Here is a 24,988-nt window from a genome sequence, read left to right on the forward strand (position 1 = left end):
ACTTGGCGGAGTTGCGGGCGGGGCGGGGGGTCACGGGGTCTGCCTCCTCAAGTGGCGTACTGCGCGGGCGGGTTCAGGCACCGGCGAGCCGGCGGATGGCAGCCATCGGCACCGGCAGCCAGTCGGGGCGGTGCCGGGCCTCGTAGAGCACCTCGTACACCGCCTTGTCGGTCTCGTACGCGCGCAGCAGCCGGGGGGTGTCGCGCGGGTCGGAGCCCGACCGTGCCGCGTAGCCGTCGCAGTACGCCGCCCGGCAGTCGGTGGCCCACCCCGGGTTCGCGGGGCGTGCGGTGCGGGCGGCGTAGTCGAAGGAGCGCAGCATGCCCGCGATGTCGCGGACGGGGGACTGGGGGCGGCGGCGCTCGGCGATCGGGCGGGCCGGTTCGCCCTCGAAGTCGATCAGCGACCAGCGCCCGTCGGCGGGCAGCAGCGCCTGGCCCAGATGGAGGTCGCCGTGCACGCGCTGGGCCGTACCGGCCGACGGGAGCCCGGCGACCGCCTCGAACGCGCCGCGCAGCCCCGGCACGTACGGCGCGAGCGCGGGGACCGCCTGGGCGGTGGCCTCCAGGCGCTCGGTCATCGCGGCGGCGATCAGAGCCGTCTGCGGACGGCCGAGGGTGACCGGGGCGAACGCCTCGGCCAGCGCCAGGTGCACGTCGGCGGTGGCCCGGCCCAGTTCGTAGGCCTGCCGGGTGAAGGGGCGCCCGTCGGCGAGCGAGGCCAGCGCGAGCGTCCAGCCGTCGTCGGCGCCGCGCAGGAACGGCTGGAGCACGCCGAGGGTGGCCTCCGCGGGCTCGGAGGTGCCGAACCAGGCGGCGGGCGCGGGCACCCGGTCGCAACCCTGGCGGGCCAGGGCCCAGGGCAGCTCCAGATCCGGGTTCACGCCCGGCTGCACCCGCCGGAACACCTTGAGAATGAACGTATCTCCGTAGACGAGCGAGGAGTTGGACTGCTCGACGCCGAGCAGGCGCGGGGTGAGGCCCGGCGGCACCTTCACGTCCGGATCGTGCTCGAAGGTGAGGGGGCCCACGGTGCCGGGCGTACGCAGGCGCTCCATGAGCAGGGCCGCGGACTGCGGGTCCTGGAGGGCGTCGTACACCGACCGGCCGGCCAGCGGGCCGTGGCTCGCGCGTCCGATCAGCGCGGGGGCGAGCCGGGGCGGCAGCTCCTCGCGCACCCCGATCAGGAGCTGGTAGCAGTCGGCCGGGCCGGACGCGGTGCCGGCGGTCAGCGGCTGCGGGCCGTGCTCGGCGCGTACGAGCAGATGCAGGTGGCCGGGCAGCAGCTCGGTCGTGGTGAGCAGGGTGAAATCGGTGACGGGCCGCCCCTTGCCCGCGAACCAGCGCTGCCGGGGCAGCCATTCGTGCAGGAGGGGGGCGAGCGAGCTCAGCAGTGAGGTGGAGGGGAGGCCGGTGGTACGGGGCGGTGCGGCCTTCGGCATGGCGGCGCATCCTTTCCCCGGGCACACAATCGATTTGCGCAGAGTGTCCCGGATTCCAACAAGAAGCTGTCCGGCGGCGCGCGGGGGTTCGGCTTTCCGGGTGCCCCCGGGCGGTGCGGCCGAAACCGCTCCGCCCGGGGCGCCGGGTCAGGCGAGCACGGGGTCCTTCCGCAGCCGGAACCAGTAGAAGCCGTGTCCGGCGAGGGTGAGCAGATAGGGCCATTCGCCGATCGCGGGGAAGCGCACCCCGCCGATCAGCTCCACCGGGTGCATCCCGTTGAAGGCCCGCAGGTCCAGCTCGGTGGGCTGGGGGAACCGCGAGAAGTTGTGCACGCACAGGACCAGGTCGTCGCCGCACTCCCGCAGGAAGGCGAGGACGGCCGGGTTCGACGACATCAGCTCGGTGTACGAGCCGAGGCCGAACGCGGGGTTCTGCTTGCGGATCTCGATCATCCGCCGGGTCCAGTGCAGCAGCGAGGAGGGCGAGGCCATGGCCGCCTCGACGTTGGTGACCTGGTAGCCGTAGACCGGATCCATGATCGTGGGCAGATAGAGCCGGCCGGGGTCGCAGGAGGAGAAGCCCGCGTTGCGGTCCGGGGTCCACTGCATGGGGGTGCGCACCGCGTCGCGGTCGCCGAGCCAGATGTTGTCGCCCATGCCGATCTCGTCGCCGTAGTACAGGATCGGCGAGCCGGGCAGGGACAGCAGCAGCGCGGTGAACAGCTCGATCTGGTTGCGGTCGTTGTCGAGCAGCGGGGCGAGCCGGCGCCGGATGCCGATGTTGGCCCGCATCCGCGGGTCCTTGGCGTACTCGGCGTACATGTAGTCGCGCTCTTCGTCCGTGACCATTTCGAGGGTGAGCTCGTCGTGGTTGCGCAGGAAGATGCCCCACTGGGCGTTCTTCGGGATCGCCGGGGTCTTGGCGAGGATTTCCGAGACCGGATAGCGGGACTCGCGCCGTACCGCCATGAAGATGCGCGGCATCACCGGGAAGTGGAACGCCATGTGGCACTCGTCGCCGCCCTTGGCGTAGTCGCCGAAGTAGTCGACGACGTCCTCGGGCCACTGGTTGGCCTCGGCGAGCAGCACCGTGTCCGGGTAGCTCGCGTCGATCTCGGCGCGTACCCGCTTGAGGAACTCGTGCGTCGCCGGAAGGTTTTCGCAGTTGGTTCCCTCCTGCTGGTACAGGTAGGGCACCGCGTCGAGGCGGAAGCCGTCGATGCCCAGGTCGAGCCAGAAGCGCAGCGCGGAGACGATCTCCTCCTGCACGGCCGGGTTCTCGTAGTTGAGGTCCGGCTGGTGCGAGAAGAAGCGGTGCCAGTAGTACTGCTTGCGGACCGGGTCGAAGGTCCAGTTGGACGTCTCGGTGTCGACGAAGATGATCCGGGCGTCCTGGAACTGCTTGTCGTCGTCGGCCCAGACGTAGTAGTCCCCGTAGGGGCCCTGGGGATCCTTGCGCGACTCCTGGAACCACTCGTGCTGGTCGCTCGTGTGGTTCATCACGAAGTCGATGATCACGCGCATGCCGCGCTGGTGGGCGGCGTCCACGAACTCGACGAAGTCGGCGAGGTCGCCGAACTCGGGGAGCACGGCCGTGTAGTCCGAGACGTCGTAACCGCCGTCACGGAGCGGGGATTTGAAGAACGGCGGCAGCCAGAGGCAGTCGACACCGAGCCACTGGAGGTAGTCCAGCTTGGCCGTGATGCCCTTGAGATCCCCGACGCCGTCGCCGTTGCTGTCCTGGAAGGACCGCACGAGCACCTCGTAGAACACCGCACGCTTGAACCATTCGGGATCGCGGTCCTTGGCGGGGGTGTCCTCGAAGGTGTCGTGGACGGGCTCGTTGACGATCATGGTGTGGGTGACCCTCCGATCGGCGGGGACGGTCGCAGGACCAGGATGTGCGCGGGCGCTCGGCCCGGCTCCAGGCGCACATAGCTGTTCCTGCCCCAGTGGTAGGTCTCACCGGTGAGCTCGTCGCGCACCGGGACGGACTCGTCCCACGCGAGGCCGAGTGCCGGCATGTCCAACGAGACCGTGGCCTCCTGGGTGTGGTGGGGGTCGAGGTTGGCGACCACCAGAACGGTGTTCGACCCCGAGCGCTTGCTGTAGGCGATCAGGGCGTCGTTGTCGGTCGTGTGGAAGTGCACCGAGCGCAGCTGCCGCAGGGCCGGATGGCGGCGCCTGACGCGGTTGAGCGTGGTGATCAGCGGGGCGATGGAGCGGCCCTCGCGTTCGGCCGACTCCCAGTCGCGGGGCCGGAGTTGGTACTTCTCGGAGTCCAGGTACTCCTCGCTCCCCGGCCGGGCCGGGGCGTTCTCGCACAGCTCGTACCCCGCGTACAGGCCCCAGGACGGGGAGAGGGTCGCGGCGAGCACGGCCCGCACCTCGAAGGCCGGGCGCCCGCCCTCCTGGAGGTAGGCGTGCAGGATGTCCGGGGTGTTCACGAAGAAGTTGGGCCGCATGTAGGAGGCCGACTCGCCCGCGAGCTCGGTGACGTACTCGGTGAGTTCGTGCCGGGTGTTGCGCCAGGTGAAGTACGTGTACGACTGCTGGAAGCCGACCTTGGCGAGGGTGTGCATCATCGCGGGGCGGGTGAACGCCTCGGCCAGGAAGATCACGTCGGGGTCGGTGCCGTTGATCTCGGCGATGACCTTCTCCCAGAAGACCACCGGCTTGGTGTGCGGGTTGTCCACCCGGAAGATCCGTACGCCGTGGCCCATCCAGAAGCGCAGCAGCCGCACCGTCTCGGCGATCAGGCCCGGCATGTCCTGGTCGAAGGCGATCGGATAGATGTCCTGGTACTTCTTGGGCGGGTTCTCGGCGTACGCGATCGAGCCGTCGGCGCGGTGGTGGAACCACTCGGGGTGCTCGGTGACCCAGGGGTGGTCGGGGGAGCACTGGAGGGCGAAGTCGAGCGCCACCTCCAGGCGCAGGTCGCGGGCGGCGGCCACGAAGGCGTCGAAGTCCTCCAGGGTGCCGAGATCGGGGTGGACCGCGTCGTGGCCGCCCTCGGCCGAGCCGATCGCCCAGGGCACGCCGACGTCCCAACGCTTCGCCTTCAGGCTGTTGTTGGCGCCCTTGCGATGGGTGGTGCCGATGGGGTGCACGGGTGGCAGATAGACCACGTCGAAGCCCATCGCCGCGATGGCGGGCAGCCGCTCGGCCGCGCTGCGGAAGGTGCCGGAGACCGGCTTGCCGCGGCTCTTGACCACGGCGCCCTCCGAGCGCGGGAACAGCTCGTACCAGGAGCCGAACAGGGCGCGCTCGCGCTCGACGAGCAGCGGCATCCGGGCGGAGGAGGTGACGAGCTCGCGCAGCGGATGCGTGGCGAGGGCCTCCTCGGCGTCCTGGGCGCGGGCCGCCGCGAGCCGGGCGGCCGGGGTGCGGCGGGTGTCGCGCAGGGCGTCGGCCACCGCGAGGACCGCCTCGCGGCGCCCCTTGGCCTTGGGCACCCCGGCGGCGGCCCGCTCGTACAGCGCGGCGCCCTCGGCCAGGACCAGCTCGGTGTCCTGGCCCGCCGGGATCTTGATGCCGGCCTGGTGGTGCCAGGTGGCGACCGGATCGCTCCAGGCCTCGACGGCGTACGTCCACAGGCCCTCGGCGTCCGCGACGACCTCGGCGCCCCAGCGGTCGGTGCCGGGGGCGAGCTCGCGCATGGGGAGGTAGGGGCCCGGCCTGCCGCCGGGGTCTCTCAGCACGACATTGGCCGCGACGGCGTCGTGGCCCTCACGGAAGACGGTCGCGGTGACCCGGAAGCTCTCCCCGGTCACCGCCTTGGCGGGCCTGGTGCCGCACTCGACGGCGGGGCGCACGTCGAGCACGGGGATGCGGCCGATTGACGCGTTCGGGTTCACGGTCTCACCTGTGGGTGATGGGTAGGGTTTGCCGCGTTTGCGGGAATCTGTCCTTTTTAACTGTTCCGTTGACGGCTGACCGGCTGCGGGCATGGCCGCTCCTGTCCGCGTTCACTCGAATGGCGTGCGGGAGAGAGTGCGGGTATCCGTTACCGGAGGAGCCTTCCACGGTGTCCGGGCGGGCATTCCGGCGGTTCGTTAACTACCTGCGCGTAACGGCGGGGACAAGGAGTCCGGTGCCGGCTTGCGCCGACAACGGCTCGAACATCGCCTACCCCGAAGACGGATGACGGCACATCAGGGAGCCGGACGCGTTCGGGCCCGCGGCGCCCCTGGCCGCGGGGCGCGGTGGGTGCCGGGGGCGCACCGGCGTTACCTTCGGGGGTGAAGGAGGGGCGCACATCGCGGTGTGCCCGCCCCGGAACGTAGGTCCCCTGCGAAGGTGGAAGCGTGAAGGCAATCCGTCGATTCACCGTGCGCCCTGTCCTGCCCGACGCCCTCCGGCCGCTCAACGACCTCGCCCGCAATCTGCGCTGGTCCTGGCACACCGAGACCCGAGAACTGTTCCAGTCCGTGGACCCCGACGGCTGGCGGGCGGCGGGTGAGGACCCGGTGCGCCTGCTCGGCGCGGTCGGCGCCGCCCGGCTCGACTCGCTCGCCCAGGACCGCCGCTTCCTGCGCAGACTGACCGCCGCCGTCGACGACCTCGACGACTATCTGCACGGCCGCCGCTGGTACCAGGAGCAGGACGGTGAACTCCCGTCCGCCATCGGCTACTTCTCGCCCGAGTTCGGCATCACCGCGGCCCTGCCGCAGTACTCCGGCGGCCTCGGCATCCTCGCCGGGGACCACCTCAAATCCGCCAGCGACCTCGGGGTACCGCTCATCGGGGTCGGCCTGCTCTACCGGCACGGCTACTTCCGCCAGTCGCTCTCGCGGGACGGCTGGCAGCAGGAGCACTACCCCCTGCTCGACCCCAACGAGCTGCCCGTCTCCCTGCTGCGCGAGGAGGACGGCAGCCCCGTACGCGTCTCGCTCGCGCTGCCCGGCGGCCACGCCCTGCACGCCGCCGTCTGGCAGGCCCGGGTCGGCCGGGTGCCGCTGCTGCTGCTCGACTCCGACGTCGAGGAGAACGCGACCCGCGAACGCGACGTGACCGACCGGCTCTACGGCGGCGGCAGCGAGCACCGGCTGCTCCAGGAGATGCTCCTCGGCATCGGCGGGGTGCGCGCGCTGCGCACCTACTGCCGCCTCACCGGCCACCCCGCCCCCGAGGTGTTCCACACCAACGAGGGCCACGCGGGCTTCCTCGGCCTCGAACGCATCCGTGAACTCGCCGACGAGGGGCTGGAATTCGACGCCGCTCTGGAGGCGGTGCGCTCCGGCACGGTGTTCACCACCCACACCCCGGTGCCCGCCGGGATCGACCGCTTCGACCGCGAGCTGGTCGCCCGCCACCTCGGCGACGACGGCGAGCTGCCCGGGGTCGACGTGGAGAAGATCCTGCGGCTCGGCATGGAGACCTACCCCGGCGGCGAGCCGAACCTCTTCAACATGGCCGTCATGGGGCTGCGCCTGGCGCAGCGCGCCAACGGCGTCTCGACGCTGCACGGCGCGGTCAGCCGCCAGATGTTCGCGGGCCTGTGGCCGGGCTTCGACGCGCAGGAGGTGCCGATCACCTCGGTCACCAACGGCGTCCACGCCCCCACCTGGGTGGCGCCCGAGGTCGTGCGGCTCGGCGCCCGCCAGGTCGGCGCGGGCCGCACCGAGGACGCGCTGAGCGTGGGCGGCGCCGAGCGCTGGGACGCGGTCGCCGACATCCCCGACACCGAGATCTGGGAGCTGCGCAGGAACCTGCGCGAGCAGCTCGTCGTCGAGGCCCGGGAACGGCTGCGCGCCTCCTGGCGCCAGCGCGGCGCGGGATCGGCCGAACTCGGCTGGATCGACGGGGTGTTGAGCCCCGACGTGCTCACCATCGGCTTCGCCCGCAGGGTCCCCTCGTACAAGCGGCTCACCCTGATGCTGCGCGACCGGGACCGGCTCATGGAGCTGCTGCTGCACCCGACGCGTCCGGTGCAGATCGTCGTCGCGGGCAAGGCGCACCCGGCCGACGACGGCGGGAAGCGGCTGGTGCAGGAGCTGGTGCGGTTCGCCGACGACCCGCGGGTGCGCCACCGCATCGTCTTCCTGCCCGACTACGGCATGGCGATGGCGCAGAAGCTCTACCCGGGCTGCGACGTGTGGCTCAACAACCCGCTGCGCCCCCTGGAGGCCTGCGGGACCAGCGGCATGAAGGCGGCCCTGAACGGCTGCCTCAACCTGTCCGTCCTGGACGGCTGGTGGGACGAGTGGTTCGAGCCCGACTTCGGCTGGGCGATCCCCACCGCCGACGGCGCGGCCACCGACGAGGACCGGCGCGACGAGCTGGAGGCCAACGCGCTCTACGACCTCATCGAGGACCGGGTCGCGCCGCGCTTCTACGACCAGGGCGCGTCCGGCCTGCCGGACCGCTGGATCGAAATGGTCCGCCGCACCCTGACCACGCTCGGCCCCAAGGTGCTGGCCGGGCGCATGGTGCGCGAGTACGTGACCCGGCTGTACACCCCGGCCGCCGCCGCCCACCGGTCCCTCGACCCGTCCGGCGCACGGGAGTTGGCGCAGTGGAAGGGGCGGGTGCGGGAGGCCTGGCCGCGGGTCGCGGTCGATCACGTGGAGGCGCTGGCCCCGGCGGCGGCCGCTCCGGGCGGCACCGCCGAGCTCGGCTCCACGCTGGCGCTCAGGGTCCGGGTCGCGCTCGGCGACCTCGCGCCCGACGACGTCGAGGTGCAGGCCGTGGCGGGCCGGGTCGACGCGGCCGACGCCATCGTGGACGCCTCGACGTTCCCGCTGAAACCGGCCGGCGGCCCCGACCTGGAGGGCCGCTGGACGTATGAGGGGCCGCTCGCGCTGGACCGTACGGGGCCCTTCGGATACACCGTGCGCGTCCTGCCGGCCCACCGCCGGCTCGCCGGCCACACCGAGCTGGGCCTGGTGGCCGGGCCGACCGGGGCGACCGGCGAAGGGGCGGGCGTGCTCATGCGCTGAGCCCGGTCCGCCCGGGCGCGGACATGGGCGGTGCCCGGAGCCTCGTGGGCTCCGGGCACCTTCACTTTCCGGCCAGCCGCCTGGTCAGAAGGTGAGTTTCCAGAGGGTGGACGTCACGGCGTCAGGGACGCGCGAGGTCCGGCTCGTCCGGAAGCGGACCGGTTCAGAAGGTGAGCTTGAAGTCGGTGACGGTGCCGACGTCCTGCCGTGCCTTGTCCTGGACCTTGAGCTTCCACACACCGTTCGCCGCGACGCTGGAGGCGTTCACGGTGTACGTCTTGTCGAGGTTCCGCGTCGAGTCCGACGAGGAGCTCTTCAGACGGAACGTCGTGCCGTTCGGGGCCACCAGGTCGATCTGGAGGTCACCGATGTAGGTGTGCGTGATCTTCACGCCGACCTGGAGCGCCGACGGCGCGTTGCCCGTGATGCCCGAGACGGTGACCGGGTCGGTGACCGCGGCGCCCGGGTAGTCCGGGATCGCCACACGGGTGGTGGACTCGAAGACCTTGCCACCGGGGTCGGTGCCGCCGCCGTGGCGGGCGCCGACGTTGATGGCGGCCCAGGCGTCGGTGATGTTGTTGACCTCGGCGCTGCCCGCGCCGTACAGCTCGGTCGCCGCGGCGATGGTGCCCGCGCGGGCCCCCGCGTAGTCCGTGCTGGAGTTGAACTTGGTGGTCAGGGCCTTGTACCAGATCAGCTGGGCCTTGTCGCGGCCGACGCCGGTGACCGGCAGGCCGTCGGAGGTCGGCGAGTTGTAGGTCACGCCGTTGATGACCTTGGTGCCGCTGCCCTCGGAGGCCAGGTAGAACCAGTGGTTCGCGGGGCCCGAGGAGTAGTGCACGTCCAGGTTGCCGACGCCGTTGTACCAGCTGTCCGCGGACCCGCCGTCCTTGCTCGGCTTGTCCATGTAGCGCAGCGGGGTGCCGTCGCCGTTGATGTCGATCTTCTCGCCGATGAGGTAGTCACCGGGGTCCGAGGCGTTGTTCGCGTAGAACTCCACCGAGGTGCCGAAGATGTCGGAGGTGGCCTCGTTCAGACCGCCCGACTCGTCGGCGTACTCCAGGCCGGCCGTGGCCGCGGTGACGCCGTGGGACATCTCGTGGCCCGCCACGTCCAGCGCGGTCAGCGGGTCGTTGTTGCCCGAGCCGTCGCCGTACGTCATGCAGAAGCAGCTGTCGTCCCAGAACGCGTTGACATACGCGTTGCCGTAGTGGACGCGGGAGTAGGCGCCGACGCCGTCGCCCCGGATGCCGCTGCGGCCGAAGACGTTCTTGTAGAAGTCCCAGGTCGCGCCGGCGCCGTAGGCGGCGTCCGCACCGGCCGTCGCGGCGTTGGAGTTGGTGCCGTCGCCCCAGGTGTCGGTGGTCTGGGTGAACAGCGAACCGGTGCCGGACGAGCCGTGGTTCAGGTTGTACGTCTTGTGGCCGCCGCGGGGTCCGTCGGTCAGCGTGTAGTTCGACCCGCTCTGGGTCGTGTTCAGCGTGACCTGGCCGCTGTAGCGGGTCTTGCCGACGCCGGTCTCGATGGCCTGCCACTGGTGCAGCTTGGCGCCGGTCTTGGCGTCCGTGATGACGTGCAGCCGGTTCGGGGTGCCGTCGTCCTGCAGTCCGCCCACGACGGTCTCGTACGCCAGGGTCGGCGCGCCCTTGACCATCCAGATGACCTTGCGGGCGCTGTCGGCCTTGTCGGCCTTCGAACCCGCGGCCTTGGCGGCCTTGAGGGCCGTGTTCGCGGCGGCGGCCGGCGCGTTGTCGGGGGCGCTGGTCGAAACGCCCTGCAGCTGCGCGTTGTTGGCCTTGATGACGCCCTTGGTCTTGCCGGCCGCGGTGTCGACCATCAGGTCGCCGCCGAGGACGGGCAGGCCCTGGTAGGTGCGCTCGTAGCGGGTGTGGATCGTGCCGTCCTGGTCCTTGGAGACGTCGTGGACGACGAGGTTCTCCTGTGCGCCGAGGCCCAGCGACTTGGCGGTGGCCGCCGTGGTCGAGGTGGCCTGGCGTATGAGCTCGGCACGCTGGGAGGGGCTCAGGCTCGCGGGCAGGGCGCCCGGATTGCGTACCGCCTGGGCCTTGAGGGCCGCGGTGGCCGCGGAGTCGTCGGGGCGTGCGCTGGCGCTACCTGCCTGGACGCCGACACTGAGCATGGCGGCTGCGGCGATCAGGGCGCCGGTGGCGGTGGCACGACGACGATGCGTGGATCTCACGCGAACTCCTTCTGCGAGGGGGTTCCGGTCGACTGGGTGGGGCCGGCCGGGCAGAGCAAAGCGGAGCATGTGCGGCAACGAACTGTTGTGCGTGGAAACTTCGTGCGTGGAACGGGGGAAGAGTGCCAGCAGTGGAGAACCGGTGTCAGGAGCGCGTCAAGAACTTGGCCGAAAACCGTCCGCTGTCCGAAGGTCGTCGTTCGTTAAGCGGACGTTTCGCGCGTGCTCACCGCAAAGCCGTACGAGTGTCGTGCCTGGCCCTCCCCCCGAACCGGCACCAAGTGCCCGGTGTACACAACGTGTTCGAACGGGGCGCGCCCATCGCCGGTCCCGTCCGCCGACACGATGGCCGCAAACCGACCCCCGCCGACCCGCCCTCGCGGCACGGGGTGCCGATGGGGGGCGCGGAAACTCCCTCGTGCCGCCGACGATCACCCCGGTACTGTTCGGGCGCCCGGCCGGACAGTGCGAGGAGCAGCGCCATGAACGACCCCCGTATCGGACCGCCCCACTTCGGGGACGAACGCGAGACGCTGCGGGCGTTTCTCGACTACCAGCGCGCGACGCTGGCCATGAAGTGCCGGGGGCTGAGCGACGACGAGCTGCGCAGCCGCTCGATGCCGCCCTCCACGCTGACCCTGCTCGGCCTGGTCCGGCACCTGGCCGAAGTCGAACGGGCCTGGTTCCGGCGGGTGTTCGAGGACCACGACGTGCCGATGGTGTGGTCGGACGAGATCGACTTCCAGGCGGCGTACGACGCCAGTGCGTCCACCCGGGCCGAGGCGTTCGCCGCGTGGGAGGACGAGGTCGAGCACTCCCGGCGCATCGAGCGCGAGGCCGCGTCGCTCGACCTCGCCGGCCGCCAGCCGCGCTGGGACGAGGACGTGTCGCTGCGCATGGTGATGGTCCACGTGCTCCTGGAGTACGCGCGCCACAACGGCCACGCCGACCTGCTGCGCGAGGGGATCGACGGCGAGGTCGGCGCCTGAGCGGCGCCCCCGGCCACCGGGCGGTGGTGCCTCACTCGGCGCGGGCGGTTCCCAAGTGCCTCTGTAGAAAGTCCAGTTGAGCCTCGGCTGCCTGCTGGTGAGCCGCGAGGAACGGCGCGTAGTGGGTGCCCGGCAGATGGACGACCTCGGCCCGCGGCGCCCGGCCGGCGGCGCGCAGCGCGGGCCCGGGCAGGGCGCTGGCGTCCTGGTCGCAGACGACCACCAGGAGCGGGCAGCGCACCCTCGGGGCGTGGCGGCCCGGGCGGTAGCCGCCGATCCGCAGCGCGATCCGGGCGGCGACCGTCCGCTCCCAGGCGGTGTGCCTGCCGTCCGGATCGAGGGCCCGGTCGGCGTCCGCGGCGTCGGGGGTGGTGAGCGAGGCGACGGCGCCGCGGGGGCCGGCCGTGGGCACCAGGAGCGGCGGGCGCCCGACGAGGCCGCCCAGCGCGTCGGCGAGGCCCAGAGCCATCAGGCGCACCACGGCGGACGGCGTCATGGAGCGCAGTGCGTGCGGCGCGAGCGCACGGCCGTCGACCACCGGGGTCTGGGCGATGGCGCAGGCCAGGCGCGGATGGTCGGCCGCGACGTGGAAGAGGTGGCCGCCGGCGAGCGAGAAGCCCCAGGCCGCGACCCGGTCCGGAGCCACGCCGGGGAGCCCCGCCGCGCAGTCGATCGCCGCGTGCCAGTCGGCGACCTGCTCGTCGAAGCGGACGATCTGGCGCGGTGCGCCCCCGCTCTCGCCGAACCGCCGGTGGTCGAAGGCGAGTACGGCGAAACCGGCGTCGTGGAACCGCGCGGCGAACAGCTCCGACGCCGGTTCCTTGGTGACCGAGGTCCCTCCGGCCATGACCACGCAGCCGCCGTTGGATCCCGGGTAGTACCAGGCGGCGCACGAGGTGTCACCGCTGGCGAACCGGACCTTCTCCCGCTGTCTGGACGTGTGCACGAGGACCTCCGCGAAGGATCCGCCGGGCCTGCGCCCGGGCGAGGTGGATGCCTCCATCCTTGGGCCGGTCCTGCCGCAACGGCCGTTGCCGGGGCCCGTCATGGGCGAAACTGGTCCTCATGGCGCGCACATCGGCGGATTCGGTACTGAGCCTCCTGGACCAGCGGCTGGTGGCCGCGTTGCAGTGGGACGGCCGGCTCACCGCCGAGCGGGCGGCCCAGGTGCTCGGCACCGGCGCCGCCACCGTGCGCCGCCGGCTGCGGGCGCTGGGCGCCGAGGGCACCCTGCGAGTTGTGGTCTCACCCGTGGCGCGACCGCGCGCCGGCGGCTCGGCCGGTGCGCTGTTCCTGCGCCTCCGGGTACTGCCGGGGAAGCTCGACACGATCGTGGCCGCGCTCGCGGCGCGCGAGGACATCCCGTTCATCGACGTCACCACCGCGGGCGACGAGATCTTCGCCGTGGCCCGCACCGAGCCCGGGTCGAGCGATCCGCTGGTCTTCCGCCAGCTGCCCGCCACCCGGGCGGTGACGGCCCTGGAGAGCGCGACCATCCTGCACGTCTTCCGGCTCACCTCGGAGTGGCGCCACCAGGTCCTGACCGCCGCCGAGCGCGAGGCCCTGGCCCCGGCCCCGGTCGCCCCGGCCGCCACCGCGCCGGGCCCGTACGGAATCGAGGCGGACGCCCTGGAGCAGGCGCTCATCGACGCCCTCACGCCGGACGCCCGGCTGCCGGCGGCGGCCCTCGCGGCCCGTACCGGGCACCCGGAGAGCACCGTGCGCAGGCGCCTGGCCCACCTGGCCGACCAGGGGCGCCTGGTCACCCAGGTCCTGGTCGACCCGCACCGCCTCGGGCTGCCCATCGAGGCCAAGCTCCTGCTGCACGTGGCCCCGGACCATCTGGCCGCGGCCGGTCAGGCGCTCGCCGCGCACCCGGCGGTGCACGGCGCGTTCGCGACCTCGGGCCCCTCCAACCTGCACGCGGCCGCGTACTTCCCGGACCTCGCGGCGCTCTACGGCTTCCTCTCCCGCGATCTGGTGGGCCTCGGCATCAGCCACGTCGAGACCGCCATCGTGAGCCGCGCCGTCAAGCGCACGCCGCTGCCCGCCCGCCCCCGGTGAGCGGCCCCGCCCGCACCGCTCAGGCCAGGCTGTCGCGCCAGGCGCGGTGCAGGTCGGCGAAGCGGCCGGTGCCCGCGATCAGATCGGCGGGGGAGCCGTCCTCGACCACGCGGCCGTGCTCCATCACCAGGACCCGGTCGGCGATCTCGACCGTGGAGAGCCGGTGGGCGATCACCACCGCGGTCCGGCCGTCGAGGACGGTGTGCATGGCGCGCTGCACCGCCCGCTCACCCGGGATGTCGAGCGAACTGGTCGCCTCGTCCAGGATGAGCACCGCCGGGTCGGCGAGCAACGCCCGTGCGAACGCGACCAGTTGGCGCTGGCCGGCCGAGATGCGTCCGCCCCGCTTGCGCACGTCGGTGTCGTAGCCGTCCGGCAGCGAGGCGATGAAGTCGTGCGCCCCGATCGCCTTCGCGGCCTGCTCGATCTCGTCCCGGGTGGCGTCGGGGCGGCCGATCGCGATGTTCTCGGCGACCGTGCCGGAGAACAGGAACGCCTCCTGGGTGACCATGACGACCCCGCGCCGCAGGTCCCGTACGGAAAGCTCGCGCAGATCCGTGCCGTCGAGCAGCACGCGGCCCGCCGTCGGGTCGTAGAAGCGGGCCAGGAGCTTGGCGAGGGTGGACTTGCCCGCGCCGGTCGAGCCGACCACGGCCACCGTCTGGCCGGCCGGGATGCTCAGGTCGAAGCGGGGCAGCACCTCGCCCCCGGTGCGGTAGCCGAAGCCGACCTGCTCGAAGTCGACGCGGCGGCCCGGGAGCGCGGCCGTGGTCGCGGGCAGCGGCGTGGGCCGGGCCGGCTCCGGAACGGACGGTGTCTGGGCGAGCAGCCCGGCCACCTTCTCCAGGGACGCGGCGGCCGACTGGTAGGAGTTGAGGAACATGCCGAGCCGGTCGATGGGGTCGTAGAGGCGGCGCAGATACAGCACCGCCGCCGCCAGCACGCCCAGTTCGAGGCCGCCGTCGGCGACCCGGGTGGCCCCCCACAGGACCATCGCCGCCACCGCCGTGTTGGCCACCAGACGCGAGCCGACCACATAGCGCGCCATCTCCAGGAGCGCGTCCCCGTTGGTGCGTTCGTGGCGCCGGTTCAGCTCCCGGAACTCCGCGTCGTTGGCCCGCTCGCGCCGGAAGGCCTGCACCGGGCGGATGCCGTTCAAGGTCTCGGCGAACTTCACGATCACCGCCGCGATGGCCGTGGAGCGCGCCGCGTACACCGTCCCCGCCCGGCGCTGGTAGCGGCGGATCAGGAAGTGCAGCGGCAGATAGGAGGCGACGGCGAGCGCGCCGATGCCCCAGTCGAGCCAGAGCAGCATCGCGCAGATGTAGACCGAGGAGAGGATCACCCCGATCAGCTCCTGGAGGCCCTCGCTCAGCAGCTCGCGCAGCGACTCGACGTCGGTGGTGGACCGCGAGATGAGCCGGCCCGAGGTGTACCGCTCGTGGAAGTCCACGCTCAGCGCCTGCGCCTGGCGGAAGATCCGGCCGCGCAGATCGAGGAGCACGTCCTGGTTGACGCCCGCCGAGACCCGCACGAACGCGTACTGGAAGAATCCGGAAGCCAGTGCGCTGACCAGATAGCCGGCGCCGACGGCGATCAGCGGCCCGTAGTCGTGCGCCCGGAACGCCGGCACGCCCCGGTCGATGGCGTACGCCACGAGCAGCGGGCCCGCCTGGGCCGCGGCCTGCTGCACGACCAGCATCAGCGTGGCGAGCGCCACCCGCCGCCGCAGCGGACGCAGCAGCGACCTGAGCAGTGCGCCGGTGGCCCCGGCGGGCGCCGGCAGCTCGTCGCGGTCGAAGGGGTCCTTCGTGGGGTCCTTCGCCCGGCCGGGCTCCAACTCCCCGTCTCCGGCGGCCTGTTGCTCCCCGACGGTCGTGGTCATCGTCCGCCCTCCCGCTCGTCGTCGTGGTGTTCGTCGGTCCCGGACATCAGGTGGGCGTACTCGGCGTTGCCGCGCAGCAGTTCCTGGTGGGTGCCGACCGCGGTGATGCGGCCCCCGGACAGCAGCGCCACCCGGTCGGCCAGCATCACCGTGGACGGGCGGTGCGCCACCACCAGCGCGGTGGTGTCCGCGAGCACCCGGCGCAGCGCCGCCTCCACCAGGCCCTCGGTGTGGACGTCCAGGGCGGACAGCGGGTCGTCGAGGATCAGGAACCTCGGCCGCCCCACGACCGCGCGGGCCAGCGCGAGGCGCTGGCGCTGCCCACCGGACAGGCTCAGCCCCTGCTCGCCGACCTGGGTGTCCACCCCCTGCGGCAGGTCCCGTACGAACTGGGCCTGCGCGATGTCGAGCGCCCGCTCCAGGTCGGCCGCGTCGCCGCCGCCCATCAGCACGTTGTCCCCGACGGAGGCCGAGAAGAGCGTGGGCTCCTCGAACGCCATCGAGACGAGCCCGCGCAGCCGCTCCCGGGTGAGGTGCGCGATGTCCTGCCCGTCGAGCGTGATCCGCCCCTCGGTCAGCTCGTGCAGCCTCGGCACCAGCGCGGTGAGCGTGGTCTTGCCCGAGCCGGTCCCGCCGACCAGGGCCATGGTCTCCCCGGGCCGGATGTGCAGGTCGACCCCCGACAGGACGGGCGCGCTCCCGCTCTCGGCATCGGGATACCGGAACCCGACCCCCTCGAACCGGATGCCCCGCTCTTCGGCCGCGACCGCTTCGCCCCGGGCCGGCGCGTCCGGCGCCTCGGTCTCCTCCCGCGCGTCCATCGCCTCGAAGAACCGCGCCGTCGCCGTCGCCGACTCCTGGCTCATCGCGAGCAGGAACCCGATCGACTCCACCGGCCAGCGCAGTGCGAGCGCCGTGGACAGGAACGCCACCAGCGTTCCGGCCGAGAGGTCGCCGTCGGCGACCTGCACCGTGCCGAGCACAAGCGCCGCCCCGATGGCGAGTTCGGGGATCGTGGTGATCAGGCCCCAGAGCCCGGCGAGCAGCCGCGCCTTGGCGAGTTCGGTGCCGCGCAGGCGTGCGGAGAGCTCGCGGAAGGCCAGCGCCTGGCTGCGGTGCCGCCCGAACCCCTTGATGATCCGGATGCCGAGCACGCTCTCCTCGACGACCGTCGTCAGATCGCCCACTTGGTCCTGCGCCCGCCGGGCGACCAACGAGTACCGGGTCTCGAACAGCGAGCAGAGGACGACCAGCGGGATGACGGGCACGAGCAGCACGAGCCCGAGGCTCCACTGCTGCGACAGCAGGATCGCGAACCCGGCCAGGATGGTGACCCCGTTGACGAGCAGGAAGGTCAGCGGGAACGCCAGGAACATCCGCAGCAGCATCAAATCCGTGGTGCCGCGCGACAGGAGCTGGCCCGATGCCCAGCGGTCGTGGAAGGCGACGGGGAGCCGCTGGACGTGCCGGTAGAGGTCGGCCCGCATGTCCGCCTCGACGCTCGCGAGCGGCCGCGCCACCAGCCACCGCCGGAACCCGAAGAGCGCCGCCTCCGCGATCCCGAGCAGCAGCAGGTACAGCGCGCCGAGCCACACCCCGCCGGGGTCGTGCTCGGCCACCGGTCCGTCGACGATCCACTTCAGGACGAGCGGGATCACCAGACCGAGACAGGAGGCGACAACGGCCACAAATGCCGCACTGAACAGGCGCGTTCGTACGGGGCGCACATACGGCCACAGCCGCAGGAGCGAGCGCGTGGCCGACTGGTCCTTGGTGGGTGCATGTGTTTCGGACATCGAAGCCGAGCCTACGGACGGGCACCGACAGTGCCCAGCGAGTTTCGGACGGGCCCGGCTGGTCCGCCGACCCCAGGACCGTTCGGGCGGCCCGCGTCCCGGGGGGTCGTAGGTCCCGGTCAACCGATCGGTTGATGCGCGGTCGAGCGCGATGGGCGATGTGGCGGACCCCCGCCGACCGGGATTCTCGAGCCATGGCAATCATCGAGGTCGACTCAGTACGCAAGGCATACGGGCCGAGGCCCGCGGTCGACGGCGTCAGCTTCGCGGTCGAGGAGGGCGAGATCTTCGGGATCCTCGGCCCCAACGGCGCCGGGAAGACCACCACCGTCGAATGCGTGGAGGGGCTGCGGGTCCCGGACGCCGGGCGGATCCGGGTCGCCGGGTACGACCCGGTCGCCGACCACGACGAGGTGACCCGCATCCTGGGCGCCCAGCTCCAGGAGAGCGAGCTCCAGCCCAAGCTGACCGTGCGCGAGTCCCTGGAGCTGTACGCCTCCTTCTACCCGGACCCGGCCGACTGGCGCCCCCTCGCCGAACGCCTCGGCCTCGCGGAGAAGCTCACCACCCGCTTCGCCAAGCTGTCGGGCGGCCAGAAGCAGCGCCTGTTCATCGCGCTCGCCCTCCTGGGCAACCCGCGCGTGGTGGTCCTCGACGAGCTGACCACCGGGCTCGACCCGCGGGCACGGCGCGACACCTGGGAGCTGATCGAGGACGTGCGCCGCGGCGGGGTCACCGTGCTCCTGGTCACCCACTTCATGGAGGAGGCCCAGCGCCTCTGCGACCGCATCGCCGTGATCGACAAGGGGCGGATCGCCGCCCTCGACACCCCCTCCGGGCTGATCCGGCGGGCGGCCGGCTCCACCGTCATCTCCTTCACGCCCTCCGCCCCGCTCGACGACCTCGCGCTCGCCGGGCTGCCGCAGGCCGCCGCCGTCGAGGAGAAGCAGGGCCGGGTGACCATCCACGGCACCGACGAGACCGTCAACGCCGTGATCACCCTGCTCGCCCGGCACCACATCACCGCCCACCAGCTCCGTGTCTCCGAGGCCACCCTCGACGACGCGTTCCTCGACCTGACGGAGGCCTCGGCATGACCAGCACCCTCACCCCGCCGCGCTCCACCCGGGCCGCGCGCACCGCGCGCCCCGCCGTCGTCGCCGTACTGAGGACCGAGGCCAAGCTCTTCCGGCGCGAGCCCGCCGGGCTGTTCTGGATCATGGTCTTCCCGACCGTCCTGCTGATCGTGCTCGGCTCGATCCCGGCCTTCCGCGACCCCGACAAGGCGCTGGGCGGCATCCGCTTCGTCGATGCCTACGTCCCCGTAGCCGTGCTGATCTCCATGATCATGGCCGGGCTCCAGGCGATGCCGCCGGTCATCACCGGCTACCGCGAACGCGGCATCCTGCGCCGGATGTCGGTCACACCGGTACGGCCGTCCGCGCTGCTCGGCGCCCAGATGGGACTGCACGGCGCCGCGGCCCTCGTCTCGGCCGTCCTCTCGCTCGCGGTGGGCCGGACCGTCTTCGACGTGGCGCTGCCGCGCCAGCTGTTCGGGTACCTCGTCGCGCTGCTGCTCGCCGTCCTGAGCGCGCTCGCCCTCGGCGCCCTCGTCTCCGCGCTCTCGCGCACCTCCAAGGTCGCCAACGCGGTCGGCTCCGCGGTGTTCTTCCCGATGATGTTCAGCGCCGGCGTCTGGCTGCCGGTGCAGGCCATGCCGGACACGCTCGGCCGGATCGTGGAGCTGCTGCCCTTCGGCGCCGCCGCCCAGGCGTTGAGCGAGGCCGCGGCCGGCGGCTGGCCCGGCTGGGACCACCTCGGCATCCTCGCCCTGTGGACGGTGGTCCTCTCGACCGCCGCGACCCGCTGGTTCCGGTGGGAGTGAGCGCCGTGTCCTTCGGGGGCGGCGCCCTCGACGCCCCGGCCGTGGACGAGACTGACCCCATGAGCGACGGGGTGAGCACGGCCAGGCGGGATCCGGTGGAGGAACGCTGGGCGGCCTTCCACCGGTGGGGGCCCTACGGACTCCTCCTGGTCGGCACGCTGGCCGCCGCGGCCACCGCCGACCTCCTGATGAGCAGTGCCGACCGCTGGGCCGCCTTGGCCCTGGTCGGCTCCGCCGTACTGCTCCAGCTGTGCTGGGGACGGCTGCGCCGCACCCGGCCGGGGCCGGGCGCGGCCGCGGCCGTGTACTACTTCCTGCGCTGGGGTCTGGCCTTCGCGCTGACCTGGCTCAACCCGTTCTTCGCCTTCTACGCCGTCTGCGGCTACTTCGGCGCGCAGGTGCTGCTGCCCCGGCGCCTGGTCAAGGTCGGCCTGTTCGCCAGCGCCGTCACCATGGCCGGCTCGCAGTCCGGCGGGCTGCCGCCGAAGGGGTCCATGGGGTGGGTGCTGTTCGGCGCGGTGCTCGTCATCAACGTCGTCCTCATCACCGTGTTCAGCCACCTCGCCGCCCAGGAGGACGAGCGGACCCGGGTGCAGGGCGAGACGATCGCCGAACTGGAGACCACCAACGCCCGGCTCCAGCAGGCGCTCGACGAGAACGCCGCCCTGCACGCCCAACTCCTGCTCCAGGCGCGGGAGGCGGGCGTCGCCGACGAGCGGCGCCGGCTCGCCGCCGAGATCCACGACACCATCGCCCAGGGCCTGGCCGGCATCATCGCCCAGCTCCAGGTCGTCACCAGCAGCACCGACCCGGCCCTGGCGCGCGAACACCTCGCCAGCGCCCAGGCCCTGGCCCGGCACAGCCTCGGCGAGGCCCGCCGCTCCGTGCAGAACCTCAGCCCGCTCGACCTCGAACACGACGTGCTGCACGAGGCGTTGAAGAAGACCGTCACCGAATGGGGCGCCCGGCACGAGGTGCGCGCCGACTTCACCGTGACCGGCACCGCCGTCCAGCTCCACGAGGAGATCGAGGCCACCCTGCTGCGCATCGCCCAGGAGGCGCTCGCCAACGCGGGCCGCCACGCGGGCGCCTCCCGCGTCGGCGTCACGCTGTCCTTCATGGGCGACGAGGTCTCCCTCGACGTCCGCGACGACGGCCGGGGCTTCGACCCGCTGGACCTGCCGGCCCGTTCGGGCACCGGGGGCTTCGGGCTCGACGGCATGCGGGCCCGCGCCGAACGCATCGCGGGCGCGGTCACGGTGGAATCCGAACCCGGCCATGGCACCGCCGTCTCGGCCCGCGTACCGTTGGTCCCCCATGACCACTGACGCCACCATCACCCTCCTGATCTGCGACGACCACCCGGTCGTCCGCGACGGTCTGCGCGGCATGTTCGCCTCGGCCGACGGCTTCGAGGTGCTCGGCGAGGCATCCGACGGCGTCGAGGGCGTCGACCTCGCCGAGCGGCTCGACCCGGACGTCGTCCTGATGGACCTGCGGATGCCGGGCGGCGGGGGAGTGGCCGCCATCGCGGAGCTGACCCGGCGCCGGCTGCGCTCCAAGGTCCTGGTCCTGACCACGTACGACACCGATTCCGACACCCTGCCCGCGATCGAGGCGGGCGCGACCGGCTATCTGCTCAAGGACGCCCCGCGCGAGGAGCTGTTCACCGCGGTACGGGCCGCCGCCGCGGGCCGCACCGTGCTCTCGCCCGCGGTCGCCTCACGGCTGGTCACCGCGGTGCGCCGGCCCGCCGCCCCCGCGGGCGAGCCGCTGTCGGCGCGCGAGCGCGAGGTGCTCGAACTCGTCGCCAAGGGCACCCCCAACCGCGAGATCGCCCGCGCCCTGTTCATCAGCGAGGCCACCGTGAAGACCCATCTGACGCACCTCTACGGCAAGTTGGGCGTCAAGGACCGGGCGGCCGCGGTGGCGGTGGCGTACGACCGGGGCATCCTCGGCTAGGCCGTCCCTCCGGGGCCGGGCCGCATCCGCGGGAGACGGACCGGCCCGGCGTCACCCCGTCACCTTCAGGACCAGCACCGAGCGGGCCGGCAGGGTCACCATCTCGCCGCCCCGGTGCACGACCCCCGGCTCCTCGGCCTGGTCCTCCCGCGAGGTGTCCACGACCAGTTCGTAGGAGGCCGCCCACGGGGGCCCCGGCAGGACGCAGTCCGCGGGGCGGTCCGCGGCGTGCAGCAGGATCAGGAAGCTGTCGTCGGTCACCGGCGCCCCCCGGGCGTCGCGCCCCGGGATGTCGCGCCCGGACAGGTACAGGCCGAGCGTGGCGGCCGGCGCGTACCAGTCCCGCTCGGTCATCTCCTCGCCGCGCGCGGTGAACCAGGCCAGGTCCCGCAGTCCGTCCGCGGCCTGGGCCCGCCCCGAGAAGAAGGCGCGCCGCCGCAGGACCGGATGGCGGTGCCTCAACCGTACGAGCCGGGTGGCCAGTTCGAGCAGCTCGCGCGAGCCCGGCTGGTCCAGGAGCGACCAGTCGAGCCAGCTCACCTCACCGTCCTGGCAGTAGGCGTTGTTGTTGCCGCCCTGGGTGCGGCCCAGCTCGTCCCCGGCCACCAGCATCGGCACGCCGGTGGACACCAGCAGGGTGGTGAGCAGATTGCGCAGCTGGCGCCGCCGCAGCGCGTTGACGCCCGGGTCGTCGGTCTCGCCCTCCACCCCGCAGTTCCAGGCCCGGTTGTCGTTCGTGCCGTCCCGGTTCCCCTCGCCGTTGGCCTCGTTGTGCTTGCGCTCGTACGACACCAGGTCGCGCAGCGTGAAGCCGTCGTGCGCGGTGATGAAGTTGATCGACGCGTACGGGCGCCGGCCGCCCCAGGCGTACAGGTCGCTCGAACCCGACAGGCGGTAGCCGAGGTCGCGCATGTCGGGCAGTGCGCCCCGCCAGAAGTCCCGCACCGCGTCGCGGTAGCGGTCGTTCCACTCGGTCCACAGCGGCGGGAAGGCGCCCACCTGGTAGCCGCCGCTGCCCACGTCCCACGGCTCGGCGATGAGTTTCACGCGGCGCAGCACCGGGTCCTGGGCGATCACGGCGAGAAAGGGCGACAGCATGTCCACGTCGTGCATCGAGCGGGCCAGCGCCGCCGCAAGGTCGAACCGGAAGCCGTCCACGCCCATCTCGGTCACCCAGTAGCGCAGCGAGTCCGTGATCAGGCGCAGCACATGGGGCTGGACCACATGGAGCGTGTTGCCGCAGCCCGTGTAGTCGGCGTAGCGCCGGGCGTCGGACTGGAGGCGGTAGTAGCCGCGGTTGTCGATGCCGCGCAGGGACAGCGTGGGGCCCAGCTCCCCGGCCTCGGCGGTGTGGTTGTAGACCACGTCCAGGATGACCTCGATGCCCGCCTCGTGCAGCGCCCGCACCATCCGCTTGAACTCGCCCACCTGCTGGCCCGCGGTGCCGCTCGCCGAATAGCCCGCGTGCGGGGCGAAGTAGCCGATCGAGTTGTAGCCCCAGTAGTTGCGCAGGCCCCGCCGCAGCAGATGGTCCTCGTGCGCGAACTGGTGCACCGGCAGCAGCTCGACCGCCGTCACGCCGAGCCGCACCAGGTGCTCGATCGCCGCCGGGTGCGCGAGGCCCGCGTACGTGCCGCGCAGCGGTTCGGGGATCTCCGGGTGGAGCCGGGTGAAGCCGCGCACGTGCAGTTCGTAGATGACGGAGTCGGACCAGGGGGTCTTGGGGCGGCGGTCGTCCGCCCAGTCGTCGTCGTCCAGGACCACCACGCCCTTGGGGACGTGCGGCGCCGAGTCGCGGTCGTCGCGCACCGTGTCGGCGACCTGCTGCTGCGGCCAGTCCCGCACGTGCCCGTACACCTCGGGCGGCAGCACGAAGTCGCCGTCCACGGCGCGCGCGTACGGGTCGAGCAGCAGCTTGGCCGGGTTCCAGCGGGCCCCCGTCCACGGGTCCCAGCGCCCGTGCACCCTAAATCCGTACCGCTGCCCGGCCCGTACGCCCGGCACGAAGCCGTGCCAGATCCCGTGGGTCAGCTCGGTGAGCGCGAGCCGGGTCTCGGTGTCCGCCGCGTCGAACAGGCACAGCTCGACCGCCTCGGCGCCGCCCGCCCACAGCGCGAAGTTGGTGCCGGCCACCCCGTCGGGGCCGACCCTGAAGCGCGCCCCGAGCGGTGTGGGGGCGCCCGGCCAGACGGGAGGGCGCAGGGCCCCCGGTTCACCCCGGTGGCCGTTCACGGCGGGGCGGAGCGGGTGCTGCCCCTCCGTACCGGGCGCACCGCCCATGGCCTCCCGCACTGCCTTCTGTTCGGCTGCGCTCGACACCTGACGGCCTCCCGCGGCTCGGCGCCGGGCAGCCGCGGCGTCCCGGCCGCGGCTCCCCAGCGTGTTCCTGCACCTGTTCTTCCCGCAACAGCCCTCGTACTCACGTTTCCCCCGGCGGGGGGCGGTCGTTGGGCCGGTCGTGACAGACGTACTGAAGCGGGCAGGGGCGGGCGCGGCCGCCGCCCTGGCATGGGCAGGACTGACGGCGGTCCTGGTGACCGCGCTGACCGGGTGCTCGGGCGGCGCCCTGGACATCGGCGACATCGGCGGCAAGCCGTTGACGCCGCAGGAGGCCATTGTGGTGACTCCGGACGACGGGGCCAAGGCGGTCTCGGCGGACCAGAAGGTGGAGGTGCGGGTGCCGGGCGGGCGCCTGGAGCGGGTGAGGATGATGAAGACGGAGGACGCGCAGCCCGAGGAGGTGCGGGGCCGGATCTCCGCGGACGGGCTGGCCTGGACGCCGTCCGCCGGCGCACTGCAACTGGCCGCGCGCTACACGCTGGACACCGTGGCGCTCGACGGCCACGGCCGCCGCCAGGCCCGCCACACGAGCTTCACCACCTTCGTGCCCGAGCACCGCTTCATCGGGTACTTCAAGCCGGAGAACCGCTCCACGGTGGGCGTCGGCATGATCGTCTCGTTCAACTTCAACCAGGCGATCAAGGACAAGGCGGCCGTCGAGCGGGCCATCCGGATCACCGCGCAGCCGCCGGTGGAGGTCAGGGGCCACTGGTTCGGCAAGGACCGGCTCGACTTCCGGCCCGAGAAGTACTGGGCTCCCGGCACCAGGGTCACTGTCGACATGCACCTGCGGGACGTGCTCGCGGCCCCCGGGGTCTACGGCATCCAGGACAAGACGATCGCCTTCACCGTGGGGCGCGACCAGGAGTCCCTGGTGGACGCGGAGGCGCACACCATGGAGGTGCGGCGCGGCGGCGAGCTGGTCTCCACCCTGCCGATCTCCGCGGGCTCGCCGAAGAACACCACGTACAACGGCAAGATGATCGTCACCGAGATGTACGACGTGACGCGGATGAACAGTCAGACCGTCGGGTTCGGCGGTGAGTACGACATCCCGGACGTGCCGCACGCCATCCGGCTCACCAACACCGGCACCTTCCTGCACGGCAACTACTGGGCCCCCTCCAACACCTTCGGCAACTCCAACACCAGTCACGGCTGTGTCGGTCTGCGCGATGTGAAGGGGGGCAGCTCGGACACCCCGGCCGGCTGGTTCTTCGACCGCACCCTCATCGGGGACGTGGTCGAGGTCGTCAACTCCCATGACCGCCAAGTGGCTCCGGACAACGGGCTGAGCGGCTGGAATCTGGACTGGCCGAAGTGGAAGGCGGGCTCCGCGCTCTCCTGAGGCGCGCGCACCTCCGCACGCGCGCCCCTGACCGTTCCCGGTTGCCGAACCGGGAACGGTCTCTGTGTTTTGCCTGAGAGTTCCAGGAAAAGTTGGGACTGAACGGTGACATGGGAGGGGCGTGCGGGGCTCGTCCG

General features: G+C 72.4%; 16 protein-coding genes. 8 read left to right on the top strand and 8 right to left on the bottom strand.

What is annotated here, in order from left to right; all coding sequences use genetic code 11:
- Nucleotides 1–73: 73 nt before the first annotated feature.
- The 3 genes from ACGF3I_RS23150 to ACGF3I_RS23160 form a co-directional block, all read right to left on the bottom strand.
- Complete coding sequence (locus ACGF3I_RS23150) at nucleotides 74–1,441, bottom strand: phosphotransferase (protein ID WP_393134902.1); 1,368 nt, start codon at nucleotides 1,439–1,441, stop codon at nucleotides 74–76.
- A gap of 147 nt (nucleotides 1,442–1,588) precedes the next feature.
- The gene (treS, locus tag ACGF3I_RS23155) at nucleotides 1,589–3,295 is read right to left on the bottom strand and encodes a maltose alpha-D-glucosyltransferase (protein ID WP_393134904.1); all 1,707 of its coding nucleotides are present in this window, start codon (nucleotides 3,293–3,295) and stop codon (nucleotides 1,589–1,591) included.
- Nucleotides 3,292–5,391, bottom strand: coding sequence for an alpha-1,4-glucan--maltose-1-phosphate maltosyltransferase (locus ACGF3I_RS23160; RefSeq protein ID WP_393134906.1), 2,100 nt, complete (start codon nucleotides 5,389–5,391; stop codon nucleotides 3,292–3,294). Before ACGF3I_RS23160 ends, treS begins: the two co-directional genes overlap by 4 nt.
- 357 nt (nucleotides 5,392–5,748) lie before the next feature.
- Between ACGF3I_RS23160 and glgP the strand changes: the two genes are divergently transcribed.
- Nucleotides 5,749–8,382: an alpha-glucan family phosphorylase gene (glgP, locus tag ACGF3I_RS23165; protein WP_393134908.1), complete on the top strand. Its 2,634-nt coding sequence runs from the start codon at nucleotides 5,749–5,751 to the stop codon at nucleotides 8,380–8,382.
- 163 nt (nucleotides 8,383–8,545) lie between these two features.
- On the opposite strand, the gene ACGF3I_RS23170 is transcribed toward glgP, so the two are convergent.
- The gene (locus ACGF3I_RS23170; RefSeq protein WP_393134910.1) at nucleotides 8,546–10,582 is read right to left on the bottom strand and encodes a M4 family metallopeptidase; all 2,037 of its coding nucleotides are present in this window, start codon (nucleotides 10,580–10,582) and stop codon (nucleotides 8,546–8,548) included.
- A gap of 482 nt (nucleotides 10,583–11,064) precedes the next feature.
- On the opposite strand from ACGF3I_RS23170, the gene ACGF3I_RS23175 reads away from it, so the two are divergent.
- Nucleotides 11,065–11,571 carry a DinB family protein gene (locus ACGF3I_RS23175; protein WP_393134912.1) on the top strand — a complete coding sequence of 169 codons (507 nt, stop codon included), beginning with the start codon at nucleotides 11,065–11,067 and terminating at the stop codon, nucleotides 11,569–11,571.
- Between the two features lie 31 nt (nucleotides 11,572–11,602).
- Here ACGF3I_RS23175 and ACGF3I_RS23180 read toward each other — a convergent pair whose 3' ends face one another.
- The gene (locus ACGF3I_RS23180) at nucleotides 11,603–12,574 is read right to left on the bottom strand and encodes an alpha/beta hydrolase (RefSeq protein WP_393134914.1); all 972 of its coding nucleotides are present in this window, start codon (nucleotides 12,572–12,574) and stop codon (nucleotides 11,603–11,605) included.
- Between the two features lie 62 nt (nucleotides 12,575–12,636).
- Here ACGF3I_RS23180 and ACGF3I_RS23185 point away from each other — a divergent pair, with 62 nt between their 5' ends.
- Entirely contained in the window at nucleotides 12,637–13,635 is a 999-nt protein-coding gene (locus ACGF3I_RS23185) for an Lrp/AsnC family transcriptional regulator (RefSeq protein WP_393134916.1), read from the top strand.
- Between the two features lie 19 nt (nucleotides 13,636–13,654).
- Here the strand turns inward: ACGF3I_RS23185 and ACGF3I_RS23190 are convergent, their stop codons facing one another.
- Together ACGF3I_RS23190 and ACGF3I_RS23195 are read right to left on the bottom strand one after the other, a co-directional pair.
- On the bottom strand, nucleotides 13,655–15,520 hold the full coding sequence (locus tag ACGF3I_RS23190) for an ABC transporter ATP-binding protein (RefSeq protein ID WP_393134918.1): 1,866 nt from the start codon (nucleotides 15,518–15,520) through the stop codon (nucleotides 13,655–13,657).
- Entirely contained in the window at nucleotides 15,517–17,316 is a 1,800-nt protein-coding gene (locus tag ACGF3I_RS23195) for an ABC transporter ATP-binding protein (RefSeq protein WP_393134920.1), read from the bottom strand. The genes ACGF3I_RS23190 and ACGF3I_RS23195 overlap by 4 nt, the downstream gene beginning before the upstream one ends.
- Before the next feature lie 194 nt (nucleotides 17,317–17,510).
- On the opposite strand from ACGF3I_RS23195, the gene ACGF3I_RS23200 reads away from it, so the two are divergent.
- Genes ACGF3I_RS23200 through ACGF3I_RS23215 form a run of 4 tightly spaced genes read left to right on the top strand, consistent with a single transcriptional unit; the run spans nucleotide 17,511 to nucleotide 21,163 of the window.
- Nucleotides 17,511–18,413: an ATP-binding cassette domain-containing protein gene (locus ACGF3I_RS23200; protein ID WP_393134922.1), complete on the top strand. Its 903-nt coding sequence runs from the start codon at nucleotides 17,511–17,513 to the stop codon at nucleotides 18,411–18,413.
- Entirely contained in the window at nucleotides 18,410–19,201 is a 792-nt protein-coding gene (locus ACGF3I_RS23205) for an ABC transporter permease (protein WP_393134924.1), read from the top strand. The genes ACGF3I_RS23200 and ACGF3I_RS23205 overlap by 4 nt, the downstream gene beginning before the upstream one ends.
- Before the next feature lie 59 nt (nucleotides 19,202–19,260).
- Nucleotides 19,261–20,529 (top strand): sensor histidine kinase, encoded by a 1,269-nt coding sequence (locus ACGF3I_RS23210; protein WP_393134987.1) that lies wholly within the window; start codon nucleotides 19,261–19,263, stop codon nucleotides 20,527–20,529.
- The gene (locus tag ACGF3I_RS23215; RefSeq protein ID WP_393134926.1) at nucleotides 20,519–21,163 is read left to right on the top strand and encodes a response regulator; all 645 of its coding nucleotides are present in this window, start codon (nucleotides 20,519–20,521) and stop codon (nucleotides 21,161–21,163) included. Before ACGF3I_RS23210 ends, ACGF3I_RS23215 begins: the two co-directional genes overlap by 11 nt.
- Nucleotides 21,164–21,214: 51 nt before the next feature.
- Here the strand turns inward: ACGF3I_RS23215 and glgX are convergent, their stop codons facing one another.
- Complete coding sequence (gene glgX / locus ACGF3I_RS23220; protein ID WP_393134928.1) at nucleotides 21,215–23,482, bottom strand: glycogen debranching protein GlgX; 2,268 nt, start codon at nucleotides 23,480–23,482, stop codon at nucleotides 21,215–21,217.
- A 139-nt stretch (nucleotides 23,483–23,621) separates the two neighbouring features.
- Between glgX and ACGF3I_RS23225 the strand changes: the two genes are divergently transcribed.
- Nucleotides 23,622–24,851, top strand: a complete 1,230-nt coding sequence (locus tag ACGF3I_RS23225; RefSeq protein WP_393134930.1) for an Ig-like domain-containing protein — start codon at nucleotides 23,622–23,624, stop codon at nucleotides 24,849–24,851.
- Nucleotides 24,852–24,988 lie beyond the last annotated feature (137 nt).

The sequence above is a fragment of the Streptomyces sp. NPDC048111 genome, assembly GCF_043202815.1.
Taxonomy (GTDB): domain Bacteria; phylum Actinomycetota; class Actinomycetes; order Streptomycetales; family Streptomycetaceae; genus Streptomyces.

Bases quoted from the DNA above. Each gene is read 5' to 3' on its own strand.
- ACGF3I_RS23150 (WP_393134902.1), bottom strand. From the start codon at position 1,441: ATGCCGAAGGCCGCACCGCCCCGTACCACCGGCCTCCCCTCCACCTCA.
- treS (WP_393134904.1), bottom strand. From the start codon at position 3,295: ATGATCGTCAACGAGCCCGTCCACGACACCTTCGAGGACACCCCCGCC.
- ACGF3I_RS23160 (WP_393134906.1), bottom strand. From the start codon at position 5,391: ATGCCCGCAGCCGGTCAGCCGTCAACGGAACAGTTAAAAAGGACAGAT.
- ACGF3I_RS23175 (WP_393134912.1), top strand. From the start codon at position 11,065: ATGAACGACCCCCGTATCGGACCGCCCCACTTCGGGGACGAACGCGAG.
- ACGF3I_RS23180 (WP_393134914.1), bottom strand. From the start codon at position 12,574: ATGGAGGCATCCACCTCGCCCGGGCGCAGGCCCGGCGGATCCTTCGCG.
- ACGF3I_RS23185 (WP_393134916.1), top strand. From the start codon at position 12,637: ATGGCGCGCACATCGGCGGATTCGGTACTGAGCCTCCTGGACCAGCGG.
- ACGF3I_RS23190 (WP_393134918.1), bottom strand. From the start codon at position 15,520: ATGACCACGACCGTCGGGGAGCAACAGGCCGCCGGAGACGGGGAGTTG.
- ACGF3I_RS23195 (WP_393134920.1), bottom strand. From the start codon at position 17,316: ATGTCCGAAACACATGCACCCACCAAGGACCAGTCGGCCACGCGCTCG.
- ACGF3I_RS23200 (WP_393134922.1), top strand. From the start codon at position 17,511: ATGGCAATCATCGAGGTCGACTCAGTACGCAAGGCATACGGGCCGAGG.
- ACGF3I_RS23205 (WP_393134924.1), top strand. From the start codon at position 18,410: ATGACCAGCACCCTCACCCCGCCGCGCTCCACCCGGGCCGCGCGCACC.
- ACGF3I_RS23210 (WP_393134987.1), top strand. From the start codon at position 19,261: ATGAGCGACGGGGTGAGCACGGCCAGGCGGGATCCGGTGGAGGAACGC.
- ACGF3I_RS23215 (WP_393134926.1), top strand. From the start codon at position 20,519: ATGACCACTGACGCCACCATCACCCTCCTGATCTGCGACGACCACCCG.